The following is a 15,571-nucleotide window of genomic DNA, read 5'->3' as shown; positions in this document are numbered from 1 at the left end:
GCCGGTCAGCCGACGGCGTAGGCGCGGGTGATCGTCTGGGTCAGCCCGGCGCCATCCGCACTCGTCACCACCGCCCGCAGGGAGACGAACCCGGCCGCGTCGGGGTTGCGTACCTTCGCGGCCCACCTGGAGCCGTCACGGGTGACCGGGACCCGGCGCCAGGTCGCACCGTCGTCGGCGGACATCTCCACCGCGACCTTTCCGACCTTCGCCTCCCCGGATCCGGAATTGCGCCCGATCCACAAAGGCACCCGCGTCAGGCTGCCCTTCTTGGCGCGGTTGTACGCGTCCAGCCCCTCGGGGCTGTACCGGACGGCCATCAGAGGCAGCGCCCGCTCCTCGGACGTGCTCTCCGACCGGAACGTCCACACCGACTCCACGCCTGTGGACAGTGCCGAATGCTCGACCTGCCTGCGCATGGAGGCGGCCAGCGTGTACGCGCCCGCCTCCGCGGGAAGCGCGGCCCGCAGCTGACATGTCTCCGGCTGATACGTGCTGCAGGAGGTCAGGTCGGCCCTCGCCACCTCGCGCCCGTCCCTGGCCAGGGTCGCGGTGCCGGTGGCGGCCGTGTCGAAGCCCGACCGGCCCTCGCCGCCGTCCGCGAACAGTCCCGCCCCCGAGAAGATCAGCCGATCTCCGGTACGGCTGCCGCCCGGCACCAGGAACGACGGCCCGGTGACCGCGGCGTTCCACACCTCGCCGGTTTCACCGCGCCTGGCGACCCGTCCACCGTCGACCATGGTGGCGGTGCCGGTGCTGAGCCCGCTCTCGTACGCCAGACCGGGAGTCCGGTACTGCACGAGCGTGGCGGGCAGATCGATCTCACCGACCAGCGCGCTCATTCCCGTGCCAGGCAGCTTGGACGTTCCTATCCCCGCAAGCGGCGTTCCCGTGGCGGCTACTCCGGAGGCCCGGTAGGTCGTGGTGACCTTCGCCAGCTCATCGCGCTTGGCGTGGTAGGCCGGATCCTCGGGCAGGCCGCCGGAGCGTCGGTAGGCGAGGTGGTAGACGTATGGGCTTGGCGACACATCCTTGCTGGTCCACAGGGTCTTGAACGTGTAAGTCAGGCCGGACACGCGGCTGGGGACGACGAAAAAGCCCCCTTCGAGGCCGTGGTAGATCCCGCCGGCGTTCCACCCGCCATGAGCCAAGGATTGCTCGACGCCGTCCTGCCGTTCGGCATCCGGATCGTCGACGGTGACCTCCACGGCCTTGCCCTGGCGCGCGTCCACCGTCAGGCTCCGGTCCTCGCCGTCGATGTGCGCGGGCGTGACGGCGATGGTGGAGGTGCTCTTCTCCCACTGGTCGGTGTAGAGGTGCCAGTCGCCCTTGGGCAGCCGGATCGTCGCCACGCCGTCCTCGAATGCGGGCAAGTGAAAGGCCCCTGTCTTCGCGTCGTAGATCTGCGCGAAGAAGGGGTCCGCCTTCCGCCCCTCCCTGCCGATCGTGGTGATGGTGAGGTTGTACGACTCCGGCTCGACGTACGCGCCGGCCGGCGTGCGGACCACCGTCTCCCCCGACGTGGCGTTGATCGTCCCCGGGTGGTCGCCGGTTTGCTGGTCGCGGGCGTCGATGGTGAGCGTGACCTCCGCCTTGCCCTTGGCAGGAACCGTGACCCGGGCGTCCTTGAGCTTCAGCACGTCACCCTGCGCCGACAGGTCGAGGGTGACCGGGGTGTCGCCCTCGTTCGCATAGGTGATCGTCCTGGTCGCCACCCGCTCGTCGGCACCGTCCCAGGGGAAGGCGGCCCACAGGTTGGCCGGCTCGGCCACCACCTGCTGATTCAGCCCTCGCGTCAGGTCGACCAGCCCCGCGCCCTGCTCGTAGAGGGTCGCGTCCCCCTTGGGCGCGGCGCTGCCGATCAGCGCCGCCTTCAACCGCGCGCCCGTCCACTCCGGATGGCGCTGCGCCATGATCGCGGCGGCGCCCACCACGTGCGGGGCGGCCATCGAGGTGCCGCTCATCGACCGGTAGGGGCCGTCGGCGGTGCCCGCCGCCGCGGGGGCCATGATGTCCACCCCCGGCGCCACCACATCGGGCTTGATCGCGTGGTCACCTGTGCGTGGCCCGCGACTGGAGAAGTCGGCCGTCCGGCCCTGCTTGTCCACCGCTCCCACGGTCAGCGCCGCGTCGGCGCTGCCGGGGCTGGCCACCGAACCGGGACGGCCGTTGTTCCCTGCGGCCGCCACGAACAGCGCGCCGGTCTGCTCCGACAGCGTGTTGACCGCCTGCTCCACCGGGTCGAGGCCGGGGCCGTCCAGAGTGCCGAAGCTCATGTTGACGACCTTGGCCTTGACCTCGACGGCCGCCCACTCCATGCCGGCAAGAATGGCCGAGTCGGTAGGAGACGATGCGCCAACCTTGCCGATGGCCAGCTTGGCCCCCGGCGCCACGCCGCGGTACTTCTCGCCCCGGCCCGCCACCGTCGAGGCGACATGTGTGCCATGACCGAGGGTGTCACGCATATCGGGAGAGTCGCTGAAGTTGTGCTCGTAGGCCACCGCGTCCTTGAGGTCCCGGTGATCGGGGTCGTAGCCGGAGTCGAGGACCGCGACCGTGACGCCCTTACCGGTGAACCCCTGCTGCCACGCCTGCGGCGCGCCGATCTGCTTGACGCTCTCGTCCAGGAAGAAGGACCGACGGCCGTCCAGCCACAGTTTCGTGCCGCTCACCGCCAGCGTGCGAGCGCCGCCGGTCAGGTCCTTCCAGGTGTTCAAGGCGTCCGCCTTGGGCACGCGCGCCGTGCTCATCCCGATGCTCGACAGCCGCTTGACCTGCCGGGAGTTCTGCGGCGCGAACGCCTGCCCGCTCGTGCCCTGCGAGATCACGGGGATATCGGCCCTGGCGGCGTCGCCGTACCCCCACTCAACCAGTTGCGTGACGTCGAACAGCCTCCGGTCGAGCACCCCTTGTGCGAGCAGCGGCTCCGCGTCAGAAGGAACCACGTGGAGATGGCCCTCACGCACCTGGCTCCTGAACGCCACCTTCCGCCCCGCACCCGGCTCCACCCGATGCCCTGATCCGGTGAGCACGACACGGTCACCGGTGATCAGTGTCACCTCCTCCCCCGCCGCCGGCGGGGCCTGCGCTGCCGATACCGCCGGTGTGGCGACGACCGTTGCCGCCATGAGAACGGCGGCGAACGATTCTCGTAATTTCACCATTGACCTTTCCTTGGATGTGCGTCGCTCCGGCCGTCCAGTCCTCGGCGCGCACGCCTGCCTGGTGGCTCCGTCATGGGCACAGCGGCGTTCACCGGGACAGTTGATTCGTCCACTCCGAGGTCAGCCGGTAGCCGGTACGGCCGCCCAGGACGCTTCCGTCGTTGCCCACGACGACGTTCGCGCGGCTCACCCGCGAGGTCTCAGGGTCAACGACCAGCTTGATCTCTGAACCCCACGACGTCGGGATCGAGAGAGCCTCGCCTCCCTCGACCGCGCCCCGGCTCTCGACGCCCGGCAGGTCGGCGAGCGCCCGGAACGCCGCCGCGCGGACGTCCGAAGGCGCCGGCATCGAAGTGATCAGCGCAGCGAGCCCGTGGACGACGTCGGAGCGCTCTTCATCGGCCGCCGTCACGCCGAGATCCTCAAGCTCCTCGACCGCCGCCGGGTGGTCCTCAGGTTCGTGGGTATCGCGGATCCAGGCCGTCAACCTCTCGGGATCGGCCGGCAACGCTTGGAGCTCGTCCCACGTCAGCTCCACATCCCCCATGACGAACGGTCTCGGGTGGCCGGGCCCCACCTTGTCGGGATTGGCGGGCGTGCCCCTGGACCAGCGCCGGCCATCGCGGCTGACCCAGTTCTCCATGACCAGCTCGCTGTGGTCCGCTTCGGCCCTGGTGTACCAGTACCTCCCTGGATCCTCGGGTGACCGTTCCGCACTCGTGGCCGCCACCAGCAGGACCTCCCTGCCCGAGCCCGGCGCGGAGGTCGTGCCGACCATCGTCACCCCGACCACCAGCGCGAGCACCGCCGCGGCGACCATACCGAAACCCGGCACGAGCCATCCGAAGCGCCGGCGCGGGCGCGCGCCCATCCTCGCCAGCAGCCGGTTCCTGCTGCACAGCTCCACCTCGCGGGGCGGCTCAGGCTTGGCCAGCAAGGTGGCGATCGGCCTCAGGTCGTCATCCATGTACGGACTCCTTGTCGATGATGGCGTGGAACTTCGCACGCGCCCGGCTGAGCCGTGAACCCACCGTGCCCGGGGAGATGCCGAGTGCCTGGGCCACCTCGTCGTAGCTGAGCTGGCCCAGCGCCACGAGCATCAGGACGTCACGCTCGCCTTTGGACAGCGTGGCCAGCGCCTGCGCCAGGCGTGGCTGCATGCGCTGCGCGGAGACCGAGGTGACCACGCTGTTCTCGTGACCTTCCGCCGCCGGCTCCAGCGCCATCCGGGACAGCGCCCGGTAATGGCGCGCCTCCTTGCGCCGGTGCCTGGCGACCAGATTGGTGGCGATGCCGAACAACCAGAGCCGCAGCCCGCCGCGTTCCGGGTCGAACCGGTCACGCTGGTCGAAGGCCAGCAGAAAAGTCTCGGCCGCTATGTCCTCGGCGGCCTGCGTATCCAGCCGGCCCGCCACGTACAGGTAGATGTCGCGGAAGTACCGATCGTGCACCTCGGTGAACCGATCGGAGTTCCTGCGGTACTGGGCGACGAGTTCGGCGTCGCTCACTTGCTCGCCCACGTCGGCGGTCAAGTCGCCATCTCACTCATGAGCATGCCTCCCGGGTCGCGAACAACGGTCACCCTTCCTTCGCCGCACACCAGGATCGTCTTCCGTCGTCCCACGTACCGGTTATCCCACCGGCGCCCACATTGCCAGCAGCCTCCCGGCCGTCTCGTTTACGGTCAGTTCGGTGGTGTCCAGCCACAGGTCGGCTCCGGCCACCGACTCCTGCTCCCGGAACAGCATCGCGAATCCGTCCCAGGTAAAGTGGACCGGCCGCCCCATGGCCCGCTCGCGCGCGCATGCGTACGCCACCCGCAGCCGCATCACCAGCAGATCCCGCAGGGACGCCCGGTACACCGCGAGCGTCTCCTCGTTCAGCACGTCGGCGACGACGACGTCCATCCCGGCGGCCACGAAGTTGCCGGCCAGGCTGCACGCGTTGACCGCGCTGAGCCGCCGCTGCCTGCGCCCTTCGGCGCCGTCCCACGGAGCGACCGCCCCGGCGAGCACGAGCTGGCGCACGTCGTCCACGTCGATGAAGGCGCATCGGGCGCGCGTGCCCGCGACCCGCCGCCCCAACGTGCTCTTGCCCGCCGCCGGAGGCCCGGACAGCACCAGGACCCGCATGCCCGCGCTCCAGGTGATCATGAAAGGGCCGGAGCGCACTAGCATAGCCGCCATGCATCCGCCCGGCCCGCACCACCCGTGGAACCAGCCACCTCCACCCGCCCCTTTCGGAGTGCCTCCAGGGGGTCCTCCAGGAGGCCCTCCAGGAGGTCAGGCGCATCTCGTCCTCGACGTGAAGCGGCATTGGATGGGTTTCATGCTCGCCATGATCACCCCCAAGATCATCCTGAACGGCCGGCCGATGCTGGGCCGGTGGGGCCGCAATGTGATCCCGCTTCCTCCCGGCCAGCATCACCTCCACGTCCACCTGCCCTATCTGTTCCCCGCGCAGATCGGCCCCGCGGACTTCACGGTCTGGCTCCAGCCCGGGATGGCGTTCGACGTCGAATATCGCGCCCCCGTGTGGGCCTACGCCCGAGGCGCCCTCGGCCCCGCTCCCCAACCGTGGAACGGGCAGGGCTGCATGATCACCCTTTTGGTGATCGCGGGCGGCGGGCTGGCGCTCCTGCTCCTGCTGATCCTCGTCACGGCCCTCTCCCTCGGCTAGGCATCCCGCAGGGGACGGCGCGCTTCATCCGGATCCGGCCGGTGCGCGAGTGCAGGCGAGGAAGTCCAAGGCCGGAAGGGTGTGCTGATCAGCGCGCTCTCGGCAAGCTCAAGCCCGGTGATGCCCCTGAGGTGGTGCGCACGGGTGGTTCTGGCATCCCGGAGTCGTCGCTCCGCGACGTCTTCGGGTGCGACCATTCTGATCCTCACCTGTTGGTTGTGCCCGGCATGGCAAACGACATCTCCTTCGACCACGGCACCCGGCTCGATGCTGTCAGGACGAGGCCGGTGCTGCCGTGCCGGAAGTCAGAGCCGCCTGTACGATGCGGATCGCCTCACCCGTGTCGATGCCGACGCTGGCGATCACGGCCGCGTAGTCGGCGGCGGCCCGGCGGGCCCGCTCCCGGCCCTCCTCGCCGGCGGCCGACACGAACGAGCCTGCCCGCCCGCGCGTCTCGATCAGCCCCGCCTCCTCCAGCTCCCGGTAGGCCCGGCCGACCGTGTTGACGGCCAGGCCGAGGTCGGCCGCGAGGTGGCGGATGGTCGGCAGCCGGGCGCCCACGGCCAGGGTGCGGTCCTGGATCTGCCGGGCGAGCTGGGCCCGCAGTTGCTCGAACGGCGGCACCGGCGAGTCCGCGTCGATGACGATCATCGGGGGCTCATGGCCCGCCGGGCCACCGTCGCACTCGACGGCGTCCTGGCCTGGAGCGCAACGCACGCGGCCAGGCCCAGAATCAGGTAGGCGACCGCAGCGGCGCTCCACCAGCCGGGAGCGGTGCCGAACAGCAGCACCATGGGCAGCGACCACTGCACGCTCGGCATGGTGAGCTCGCGGGCGTCCTCGACGCGCATGATGACGTCGGCGGTCAGCGACTCCTCGTCCTCTGCCATGACCGGTCGCCTGAGCAGGTGGCGCAGTTGCATGGCGATGATGGCCGTCACGCCGAGCACGCCGATCAGCAGGACGATGGCCAGCTGCCGCACGGTGGGGTCGGGAACGGCCAGGGCGCTTCCGGCCAGCGCCATCGCACCGGTGAACGTGGCGGCCGCGAAGACGGCGTACGGCCGGCCGAGCACGGCCCGCCAGCCGGGCTGGATCAGATGGGCGGCCCTGCGGGACAGCGTCGCGCCCGCCCGCTGGTCGACGCGTCGCACCCACCAGTCGAGCAGCGACTGTGCCAGCAGCAGCCCGGCCACCAGCGCGGTCAGGGCCAGCAGCGGGCGATGCGGCTGGAAGCCGCCGAAGGCGGAAGTGGCGGCGAGCGCGCTCGCGAGGATCAGCACGGTCAGGATGATCTGAGCGGCGAGGCGGGCGCGTCTGCGGACCGCCAGCCGGCTGGCCAGCAGCGGGGTGGGGCGGGCATCGGCCAAGTCGTGCTGGACCAGCCACTCACCCGCCAGTCGCAGGTCGGCCGCACTCGCCGGCGGGCCGGCGTCCGGAAACGGTCCACGGGTCATAGCGCCTCCTTTGTCGCAAGGCTTGTCTCAATAGAGTGCGTCATTCCTTGCGACAAAGTCAATGGCCCGTGGGTTCCCGTCGTTCCGGTGGCGCGAGCCAGGAGATGTCAATAGGCGTCCATCGGCGACATGAGCACCTGCTCGGAAGGGGTGTCCGGCATCAGAGACCCCCACGCCCGTCTATGGCCGTCCAGGCTTGTCGTCGGCAACAGCGTTAGCAAGATCACATGCTGGGATGCTCGTCAGGGCGAGGAGAACGGACATGGGGCAGGTCCGGTCTACGACTCGCGCCGAACTCCACGAATTTTCGCCGTCCTTGCACAAGACTCAGCTCGCAGTTCGGTCCCCCCGCAATGTCAGCCGCATCGCGTCGCAGGCGATGGTCCGCTAGCTTCTGCCACTGGAGATCAGAAAGCCCCGAACGGCGATCCGTCCGGGGCGTTTTTGCTGGTCGTGTGAGGTGGTCAGGGGCGGGGTCGAACCGCCGACCTTCCGCTTTTCAGGCGGACGCTCGTACCAACTGAGCTACCTGACCCAGAGCGGTCCTGACGGGACTTGAACCCGCGACCTCCACCTTGACAGGGTGGCGAGCACTCCAAACTGCTCTACAGGACCTTGCGTTTCTTGCTGTTTGCGCTCGCTTAGCTTACCAGCTTTCCGGTGATCCTCGACCAGCCGTTTTCCGGTGTGCCAGGCGCTCGCTGTGCCCCCAACGGGATTCGAACCCGTGCCGCCGCCTTGAAAGGGCGGTGTCCTAGGCCGCTAGACGATGGGGGCTCAGGATTCCCTGTCGCCTTCCGTCGGAGACCTCTGAAGCATAGGGGACGATTGCCCCTGATGCCAAAGCGGCGAACCGGCGGTCGGCGTCTGTGGGCCAGTGACGGATCCCGTTGGCGACGGGGCGTTCGTTGGCTCTGGAGAAATCATACGGTCTGGGTCGGCCTCCACGTGACGTTGGATGTAGACCGACTGTTCCCCCAGCCCGCCGAGGGTGATGTCGTCCCAGGCTTGCAGGCGTTTCGTCTCCTTGTCGAAGTACAGAACCGAGGCCTGGACCGGAGTCGGCTCGGCGTGTTCGAGGGCACGCAGGCCGGCGCCTCCCGTGGAGCCCTGCACGAGCATGCGGGTGCCTGAGCGGAACATCGTGGTCCTGCGGTCGTGGGTGTGGCCGGCCAGGATCATGGGGGCGGCTCCGGAGAAACCTTCGGCCACGTCGGGGTCGTGTACGGCGATCAGGTCCGGCTCGTCGACGTTGGGCAGGTGGGAGCGGGCATATTCGTCGAGGGTGCCGGGCTTCGCGGAGACGGGCACGGATTTGTCCGGAGTGAAGCGGGGATCGCCCAGGCCGTAGATGGTCAGCCCTTCGACGGTTTTGGTCTTGTCGTCCAGGACGATGGCGTTCTTCTGCTTCGCGACCGCCTTCTGGGTGGTCATCGAGTCGTGGTTGCCGCGGACGAAGACGTACGGGAGCCCGAGCCGGCCGATCTCGTTGACGAATTTGTTCTCGGCCTTGGTGCCGTGGTCCGAGATGTCGCCCGTATCGATGATCATGTCCACGGCGAACTGGTCTTTGAGCGACCGGATGACGTTCCAGGCGATGGGGTTGATATGGATGTCCGAAACGTGGAGGACTCGAATGGTTTTAGGGTCGGCCTCGTACAACGGCAGCGTCGAGACGGTGTCGTAGAGCTTGGAGACGTTCGTCACCAGTTTGGTGAGCTGCGACCGGTACGACTCGAAACGCGTCACGATCGACTCGGCGCTGCCCACCAGGGACGGCGCCGCGGCGACCAGGCCCGAGTAGCGCGGCTCGACGAGCGAGTTGGGGCGGAAGGTGAGCGCGGCGAGCGCTCCCGTGCAGGCGAGCGCCACGGAGGCGGCCAGCAGCCCCACCAGCGCCACGCGCGGCCTCCTGAACACCATCAGGACCGCTATCAGCGCCCCCGCGCCCGCGCACAGCAGGGAGCGGATGACCAGCGCGCGCACGCCGTCCAGCAGGTCGGTCTCGATCAACGCCGGCAGGCGGTCGGCCAGCCGGGGGTCCTCGAGGAGGGCTCGGGCGCGGTCCTGGTCGATGTTCTCGAGGGTGATGCGCAGCCTGAGCGGCGCCGCGTGCGTGCGGAACGTGAGCGTGCCGAGCGGGCTGGCGTCCACGACGGTCTCGCCGCTCCACGCCGGCCGCAGCGACATGCCCGTCTCCACGGGACCGATCTCGGCGCGTACGGTGCCGCTGAAGAAGATGCCCAGCCAGGCGCCCACAGCGGCGACGAAGAGCACCGCGACGGCTTTCGAGGCCCTCGACCGGATAGCTGCTTTTGACCAGTGGACGAACTTCATACGGTTTCTTGCATACCCGACGGGCGGGGCACAATGGCAAGTGTGATCGAGGTAACCCGGGAGAAGTTCGAGGAACTCGTGGCCGAGGCATTGGACACGATCCCCTCAGACCTCGCACGCACCATGAGCAACGTCGTCGTCACGGTCGTCGACGATCCGCCAGAGCCCAATCTGCTCGGCCTGTACACCGGCATCCCCCTGACGGAACGTGGCGACTGGTACTCGGCCGTTCTTCCCGACCGCATCGAGATCTACCGCAATGCGATATGCCAGATCTGCGATACGGAAGAGGACGTGATCGACGAAGTTCGCATCACCGTCATCCATGAGATCGGGCACCACTTCGGCATCGACGACGCGAGGCTTCACGAGCTCGGCTGGTAACCCTTTGCTTCCGGTTGACTTCTTTGGGTTGCGGCTTGCCATTGCGTTCGGCAACCTTAGGTGACATACCGAACACAGTGAGTCAGGCACAGCGGAGTCCAATGGGGGCCATGCGGGCGCGACGGCTGCCAGGACGACATCGGCGTGCCGAAGGACGACAAGTCACCTATCGCGAAGTCATCGCGATCAAAGAATTCCGGGCACTCTGGTACGGCCAGGGCCTTTCCCTCCTCGGAGACCAGCTCGCCCAGGTGGCGCTCGCGGTGCTCGTCTACGACCGCACCCAGTCGGCGCTGGCCACCGCCGCGGTCTACGCGCTGACCTACCTGCCCTCGATCGTGGGCGGCCCGCTGCTGGCCGGCCTGGCCGACCGGTTCGCGCGCAGAGGCGTCATGCTGTCCTGCGACCTGATCAGGGCCGCGCTGGTGGCCGTGATGGCCGTGCCCGGCATGCCGTTCTGGGCCCTGTGCTCGCTGGTGTTCCTCGTGGTGCTGCTCAGCGCACCGTTCTCGGCGGCGCGGGCGGCGCTGCTGCCCGAGGTGCTCGAAGGCGACATGTACGTCATCGGCTCGGCCCTGCAGAACATGACGAACCAGGCCGTCCAGATGCTCGGTTTCGCGGCCGGCGGAGCGGTGATCGCGACCATGGGCCCCTACCGCGCGCTCGCCCTCGACGCCGCGACGTTCATCGGATCCGCGTTGATCCTGGTCTCCGGCGTGCACCGCCGCCCGGCCGCCCACAGCGAGGGCGGCAGACCGTCCATGTGGACCATGACCATGGCCGGAGCCCGGCTCGTGTTCGGGTCGAAGAAACTGCGGACGATCGTCCTGTTCGCCTGGTTGTGCGGCTTCTACATCCTGCCGGAGGGCCTCGCCGCGCCGTACGCGGCCACCCTCCACACCGGAACCCTGCCGATTCCGGTGATCACCGGGCTGCTGATGGCCGCCATGCCGACCGGGACGGTCGTGGGGGCGTTCCTGTTCAGCAGGTTCGTGTCGCCGCCGCGGCGGCTGCGGCTCATGGGGTGGATGGCCATGCTCAGCTGCGCGCCCCTGATCGTGACCGCGCTGCGGCCCCCGCTGGCCGTGGTGCTCGCGGCATGGGTGCTGTCGGGGATCGGCGGGGCGTACCAGCTCGCGGCCAACGCCGCTTTCGTCCAGAATGTACCGGCCGAACGGCGTGCCCAGGCGTTCGGCCTCGTCCAGTCGGGGTTGATGGCCGTACAGGGGATCGGGATCCTGGTCGGCGGGTTCGCGGCGGAGAGACTCGGCCCTGAGCCGGTGGTCGCGCTGGCCGGGGTGACCGGAGTGGTCACCGCCGCCGTGCTCGCCATGGGCTGGACCGAGTCCCGGGGTGAGATCCGCGCGCCGTCATGATCATGGCTGGGGCTTGTGCTCGCCGCTGCTCCAGTCGGTGTGCGTACTACGGTTCTGCTGCTTGTTGACCAGGTCCTGGACGATCGAGGTCTCTGCCTGCTCGTCGGGGATCAGCAGCCAGCCGATCACGTACACGCCGACGCCCAGCCCGCCGAACAGCGTCGCGATCGCCAGCGCGATCCGTACCATGTTGGCGTCGATCCCGACATACTCGCCGACGCCCGCGCAGACGCCCGCGACGATCCGGCCTTTGTGAGTCCTGCGCAGCTTCTTGACGTTGTCATCGCTCATGCCTCAAGACTGCCCTGCAGGCTGGTGTTAGCACATCCGGATTCTCCCTGGTAGAACCCTGGTAGTCCCTTACGCGACGAGAGGACCTCTGCGATGGACGACCTGCTGCGCCTGGACGACCGGCTCAACGCAGATCAGCGGCTGATCCGCGACACGGTCAGGTCCTTCGTGTCCGACCGCGTCCTCCCGCACGTGGGCGACTGGTTCGAGGAGGCCGCCTTCCCCGCGCGCGAACTCGCGCCCGCGCTCGGGTCGCTCGGCGTGCTCGGCATGCACCTGGAGGGTTACGGCTGCGCCGGCACGGACGCCGTGTCGTACGGGGTGGCCTGCCGGGAGCTGGAAGCGGGCGACTCCGGGCTGCGATCATTCGTGTCCGTCCAGGGTTCGCTGGCGATGTTCCCGATCTGGCGGTACGGCTCGGATGAGCAGAAAGAGGAGTGGCTGCCCCGGATGGCCGCCGGCGAGGCGATCGGCTGCTTCGGCCTGACCGAACCGGACCACGGCTCCGACCCCGCCAACATGCGCACGTACGCCAAGAAGGACGGATCCGACTGGATCCTGAACGGCGCCAAGATGTGGATCACCAACGGCTCGATCGCCGACGTCGCCGTGGTCTGGGCCCAGACCGACGAAGGCGTCCGCGGCTTCGTCGTCCCCACCTCCACCCCCGGCTTCACCGCCCCCGAGATCCACAAGAAACTCTCCCTGAGAGCCTCCGTCACCTCCTCCCTCTACTTCGACGACCTCCGCCTGCCCGCCTCCGCCGCCCTGCCCGGAGTCACCGGCCTCAAGGGCCCGCTGTCATGCCTCTCCGAAGCCCGCTACGGCATCGTCTGGGGCGTCGTCGGCGCCGCCCGCGCCTGCCTCGAGGCGGCCGTCGACTACGCGAAGACCCGCGTCCAGTTCGACAAACCGATCGGCGCGTTCCAGCTGACGCAGGAGAAACTCGCCTGGATGTACGTGGGCGCCGCCCAGGCCCAGCTCACCGCCCTGCACCTGGGCGAACTGAAGGACGCGGGCCGCCTCGAACCCCGGCAGATCAGCTTCGGCAAGCTGGCCAACGTACGCGCCGCCCTCGACATCGCCCGCCAGGCCCGATCCATCCTGGGCGGGAACGGGATCACCCTGGAGTACCCTGTGATCAGGCACATGAACAACCTGGAGAGTGTGCTGACGTACGAAGGGACGCAGGAGATCCATACGCTGGTGCTGGGGGAAGCGCTGACCGGGCTGGCGGCCTACCGATGATGGAGGCGTCGCGGGCAGGAAGGTAATCTCTGTACCCTTGCTGTAGCTAGGGGCGTTAGCTCAATTGGCAGAGCTGCGGACTTTTAATCCGTAGGTTCCGGGTTCGAGCCCCGGGCGCCCTACCCGAATGACCTGGGCGGACTCCCCGATCTTCATGATCAGAAAGTCCGCCCGGTTGCGTTTTCAGTTGCAGTTATCCCCAGAGCGCGCGGCCCATGCGGGCTGCTGCTTCGGTTGAGAGTGTCGCCGTGATGTGGGTGTAGCGCTTCGTCGTGGTCAGTTGTGAGTGGCCGAGGATCTCCTGAACAACGCTGATGTCCACGCCTTGTTCGATGAGGAGTGTTGCGGCGGTGTGGCGGGCATCGTGGACGCGGGCGTCCTTGTCGACTTCGGCCAGGCGTAGGAGTTCCTTCCACTCGTCCCAGTCCTGGCCGGCGTCTATGGGTCGTCCGTCCGGATGGCACCAGACGAGGTCATAGTCCTGCCACCGCTCCCCCGCCGCTTCCTTCTCGGCACGCTGGGCCTCTTGGTGGAGCTTGAGGAGCGGGATCAGCGGGGGCGGGATCATGACGGTTCGCTTGCTCTTGCCCTTGGGCTTCACGAAGGTCCAACCGCCCACGCGTTCGGGGCATGAGGGCGCGTGCTTGGCGCAGTCGGGAGGGCAGAATTTCTGCCCTGCCTTGTCGCACACGTGCTTGCGGCCGGAGGTGCGCTTGGCCTTGGGGCAGTCCTTCGGGCACGGGTAGCGGTGGAGCCGTTCGCCGCAGGCGTGCGGGTCCTTGCAGCCGTGGCGGTAGCGCTGGTGCTTGATCTGCCAGAAGACGCGGATGACGCCTTTCTTGAGGTCCACGTACTTCCAGCGAAGACCGAGCGCTTCACACTGCCGAAGGCCGAGAGCCAGCGCCACGGACCAACGTGTTCCGTTCCTCTGGCTGCCGGCCACGTCGAGGACATCGCGGGCCTCGTCGGCGTCGAGCGGTTCGATCTCCACGTCTTCGGCGGTGGGAGCGTCGATCAGCGTGCAGACGTTGCGGGCGACCTTCTCTCGGCGCACCGCGATCTTCAGCGCGCGGGAAAGGATCCGGTGGATCTGGAGAATCGTGTTCTGGGCGAGGCCCTGCTTGGCGAGATAGGCGTAGAAGGCGTCCAGGTGTTCCGGGCGCAGCCGGTCGAGCCGATGGGCGCCCAGTCGCGGGATGATCCAGTGTTCGACCTTGGGGCGGTACGTGCTCACCAGCGTGAGATCACTGACCTTCAGCGGCGCGATCTCGTCCAGGTAGATGCGCATCCACTCGGCGACTGTCGGAGCGCGTCCCGGCTTGTCGGTCTTGCCGGAGTCCCGTTGTTTCTCCAGCTCACGTACCTTGCGTGTCACCTCGGTTTCGGAGTTGCCGATGCGATGACGACGGTCGGGAGAGCCGTCGTCCTTGACGCCCATGGTCACCCAGCCGTGCCACTTACCGTCCTTGCCGAGGAAGATGGAGGAACGTCCATTGGGTTTGCGCGCCATCAGGCCACCTCCGTACTCTCCAGGGCGCGGGCGAAGTCGAGGAGGGCAGCGGCAGGGATCAGACGGTACCCGTCGCGCTTGATCGACCGGAGCTCTCCGGTTTTGATCAGCCGGAAAATTGCCGTACGGCTCATTCCCAGGACCGTGGCCGCGTCGTTCGGCCGGTAGAAGAGCCTTTCCATCAGGCTGCCTTCCCTTCTGCTGCCGAAAGATCTTGGCCGTCTGCTCTGGCTTCCAACTCCCTGAGGTGGGCTCGCCAGCGTTGCCGTTCATGGACGGAGCGGAGGAGCCGTACGGCGGGGGGTGGCACGTTGGCGTCTCCAGTCGGAACGGGGCGCCAGATGTAGCGGTGTGGGTCGATGGGTTCGTCGGTTTGGCCGAGGGCTTCCAGGACCCAGGTACGGCGGTCCTGCTTGTGCTCGGCCAGGGTCTTGTTGGACCACTTACGGGAAACCAGGACGCGACGTCCGGCATAGCCGAGGTGTTCGGGCTTGTGTGCCTTGCCCCGGCAACGGCCGGGCTGCATGCCGGCTTTAGCCCTCTTGGGCTGGAGGCCGTAGCGCAGCCAGTTCGGGCAGGTGGGCGAGCAGGGTTCGTAGCGGAGGGCGTCGAGCATGCGGGCGGCGTGCTCCTGCTGGGCCTGGCCGCCGTCGAGGGTGTCGCCGATGGACTTGGTCAGGTACTTGGACAGGTAGCGGATGCACTGGTCGGCGTCCGGAGTGCCAGCCAGCACGCCCTGGACATCGACTTGTTCGCCGAAGCGGAGGACGTGGAGCGGTTCGGCGTCCTCGTCAAGGCGGCGGCGCGGCGCGCCGCCGTGCCCCCGGCCCTCCGCCCGCCCTCCGTCCGGGCGTGCGGCCTGGGGGCCGGTCCCGGACGGCGGCGGGACACCGGGCAGGGCACCGCACGCTGGCCCCGCCGTACTGACCGAACGCTCCGACCCGGGGTGGTTGCGTCCACAGGAGTGGTGTACGAGTTTGGCCTGGTCACAGGCGTGACGTCGTGAAATGAAGACGGCCATCGCGTGATCCTTCGAGTAGCAAAGATCAAGATTCGAAGGAGATCCAGGCGATGGCCGCAGACAACAGTGTGACGCCCGCGCAGTGGCTGGCGAAGCAGATCGAG

At 68.3% G+C, this 15,571-nt stretch carries 16 protein-coding genes and 4 tRNA genes; 5 read left to right on the top strand and 15 right to left on the bottom strand.

From position 1 onward, the window contains the following. Positions 1-5: 5 nt before the first annotated feature. From E1292_RS11115 to E1292_RS11100, 4 genes are all read right to left on the bottom strand, one after another. A complete protein-coding gene (locus E1292_RS11115; RefSeq protein WP_132594717.1) occupies positions 6-3,164 on the bottom strand; it encodes a S8 family serine peptidase in 3,159 nt (1,052 codons plus the stop codon). An 88-nt stretch (positions 3,165-3,252) separates the two neighbouring features. Then, positions 3,253-4,131: a CU044_5270 family protein gene (locus E1292_RS11110; RefSeq protein WP_132594715.1), complete on the bottom strand. Its 879-nt coding sequence runs from the start codon at positions 4,129-4,131 to the stop codon at positions 3,253-3,255. Further along, positions 4,124-4,696, bottom strand: coding sequence for an RNA polymerase sigma factor (locus E1292_RS11105; protein WP_132594713.1), 573 nt, complete (start codon positions 4,694-4,696; stop codon positions 4,124-4,126). The genes E1292_RS11110 and E1292_RS11105 overlap by 8 nt, the downstream gene beginning before the upstream one ends. 99 nt (positions 4,697-4,795) lie before the next feature. Further along, complete coding sequence (locus E1292_RS11100; RefSeq protein ID WP_132594711.1) at positions 4,796-5,317, bottom strand: ATP-binding protein; 522 nt, start codon at positions 5,315-5,317, stop codon at positions 4,796-4,798. Positions 5,318-5,468: 151 nt separating this feature from the next. On the opposite strand from E1292_RS11100, the gene E1292_RS11095 reads away from it, so the two are divergent. After that, positions 5,469-5,843, top strand: a complete 375-nt coding sequence (locus E1292_RS11095) for a hypothetical protein (RefSeq protein WP_220446767.1) — start codon at positions 5,469-5,471, stop codon at positions 5,841-5,843. Between the two features lie 273 nt (positions 5,844-6,116). On the opposite strand, the gene E1292_RS11090 is transcribed toward E1292_RS11095, so the two are convergent. From E1292_RS11090 to E1292_RS11060, 7 genes are all read right to left on the bottom strand, one after another. Further along, positions 6,117-6,494: a GntR family transcriptional regulator gene (locus E1292_RS11090; RefSeq protein WP_132594709.1), complete on the bottom strand. Its 378-nt coding sequence runs from the start codon at positions 6,492-6,494 to the stop codon at positions 6,117-6,119. Then, positions 6,491-7,300, bottom strand: a complete 810-nt coding sequence (locus E1292_RS11085) for a hypothetical protein (protein WP_132594707.1) — start codon at positions 7,298-7,300, stop codon at positions 6,491-6,493. Before E1292_RS11085 ends, E1292_RS11090 begins: the two co-directional genes overlap by 4 nt. A gap of 223 nt (positions 7,301-7,523) precedes the next feature. Continuing rightward, complete coding sequence (locus E1292_RS55705; protein WP_132594824.1) at positions 7,524-7,676, bottom strand: CPCC family cysteine-rich protein; 153 nt, start codon at positions 7,674-7,676, stop codon at positions 7,524-7,526. A gap of 85 nt (positions 7,677-7,761) precedes the next feature. Further along, positions 7,762-7,835 (bottom strand) — tRNA-Phe (locus E1292_RS11075). A 5-nt stretch (positions 7,836-7,840) separates the two neighbouring features. After that, positions 7,841-7,915 (bottom strand) — tRNA-Asp (locus E1292_RS11070). 89 nt (positions 7,916-8,004) lie between these two features. After that, positions 8,005-8,077, bottom strand: a tRNA-Glu gene (locus E1292_RS11065). Then, entirely contained in the window at positions 8,078-9,637 is a 1,560-nt protein-coding gene (locus E1292_RS11060) for a metallophosphoesterase family protein (protein ID WP_132594705.1), read from the bottom strand. A 33-nt stretch (positions 9,638-9,670) separates the two neighbouring features. Here E1292_RS11060 and E1292_RS11055 point away from each other — a divergent pair, with 33 nt between their 5' ends. Continuing rightward, a complete protein-coding gene (locus E1292_RS11055) occupies positions 9,671-10,021 on the top strand; it encodes a metallopeptidase family protein (RefSeq protein WP_220446766.1) in 351 nt (116 codons plus the stop codon). Positions 10,022-10,131: 110 nt separating this feature from the next. Then, positions 10,132-11,397 carry an MFS transporter gene (locus E1292_RS11050; protein WP_342775640.1) on the top strand — a complete coding sequence of 422 codons (1,266 nt, stop codon included), beginning with the start codon at positions 10,132-10,134 and terminating at the stop codon, positions 11,395-11,397. Here the strand turns inward: E1292_RS11050 and E1292_RS11045 are convergent, their stop codons facing one another. Beyond that, positions 11,398-11,688, bottom strand: coding sequence for a PspC domain-containing protein (locus E1292_RS11045; protein ID WP_132594699.1), 291 nt, complete (start codon positions 11,686-11,688; stop codon positions 11,398-11,400). A 93-nt stretch (positions 11,689-11,781) separates the two neighbouring features. Between E1292_RS11045 and E1292_RS11040 the strand changes: the two genes are divergently transcribed. After that, complete coding sequence (locus E1292_RS11040) at positions 11,782-12,936, top strand: acyl-CoA dehydrogenase family protein (RefSeq protein WP_132594697.1); 1,155 nt, start codon at positions 11,782-11,784, stop codon at positions 12,934-12,936. A gap of 49 nt (positions 12,937-12,985) precedes the next feature. Beyond that, positions 12,986-13,058 (top strand) — tRNA-Lys (locus E1292_RS11035). A gap of 71 nt (positions 13,059-13,129) precedes the next feature. Here E1292_RS11035 and E1292_RS11030 read toward each other — a convergent pair. The 3 genes from E1292_RS11030 to E1292_RS11020 are packed head-to-tail and all read right to left on the bottom strand — an operon-like array spanning position 13,130 to position 15,467. Next, positions 13,130-14,446, bottom strand: coding sequence for a tyrosine-type recombinase/integrase (locus tag E1292_RS11030; RefSeq protein ID WP_220446765.1), 1,317 nt, complete (start codon positions 14,444-14,446; stop codon positions 13,130-13,132). Beyond that, on the bottom strand, positions 14,446-14,628 hold the full coding sequence (locus tag E1292_RS11025) for a helix-turn-helix domain-containing protein (protein WP_132594695.1): 183 nt from the start codon (positions 14,626-14,628) through the stop codon (positions 14,446-14,448). The genes E1292_RS11030 and E1292_RS11025 overlap by 1 nt, the downstream gene beginning before the upstream one ends. Beyond that, complete coding sequence (locus E1292_RS11020; protein ID WP_342775639.1) at positions 14,628-15,467, bottom strand: replication initiator; 840 nt, start codon at positions 15,465-15,467, stop codon at positions 14,628-14,630. Before E1292_RS11020 ends, E1292_RS11025 begins: the two co-directional genes overlap by 1 nt. Positions 15,468-15,571: the final 104 nt, after the last annotated feature.

The organism is Nonomuraea deserti (genome assembly GCF_004348685.1).
GTDB lineage: Bacteria > Actinomycetota > Actinomycetes > Streptosporangiales > Streptosporangiaceae > Nonomuraea > Nonomuraea deserti.
This window is presented reverse-complemented; position numbering and strand designations above follow the sequence as displayed.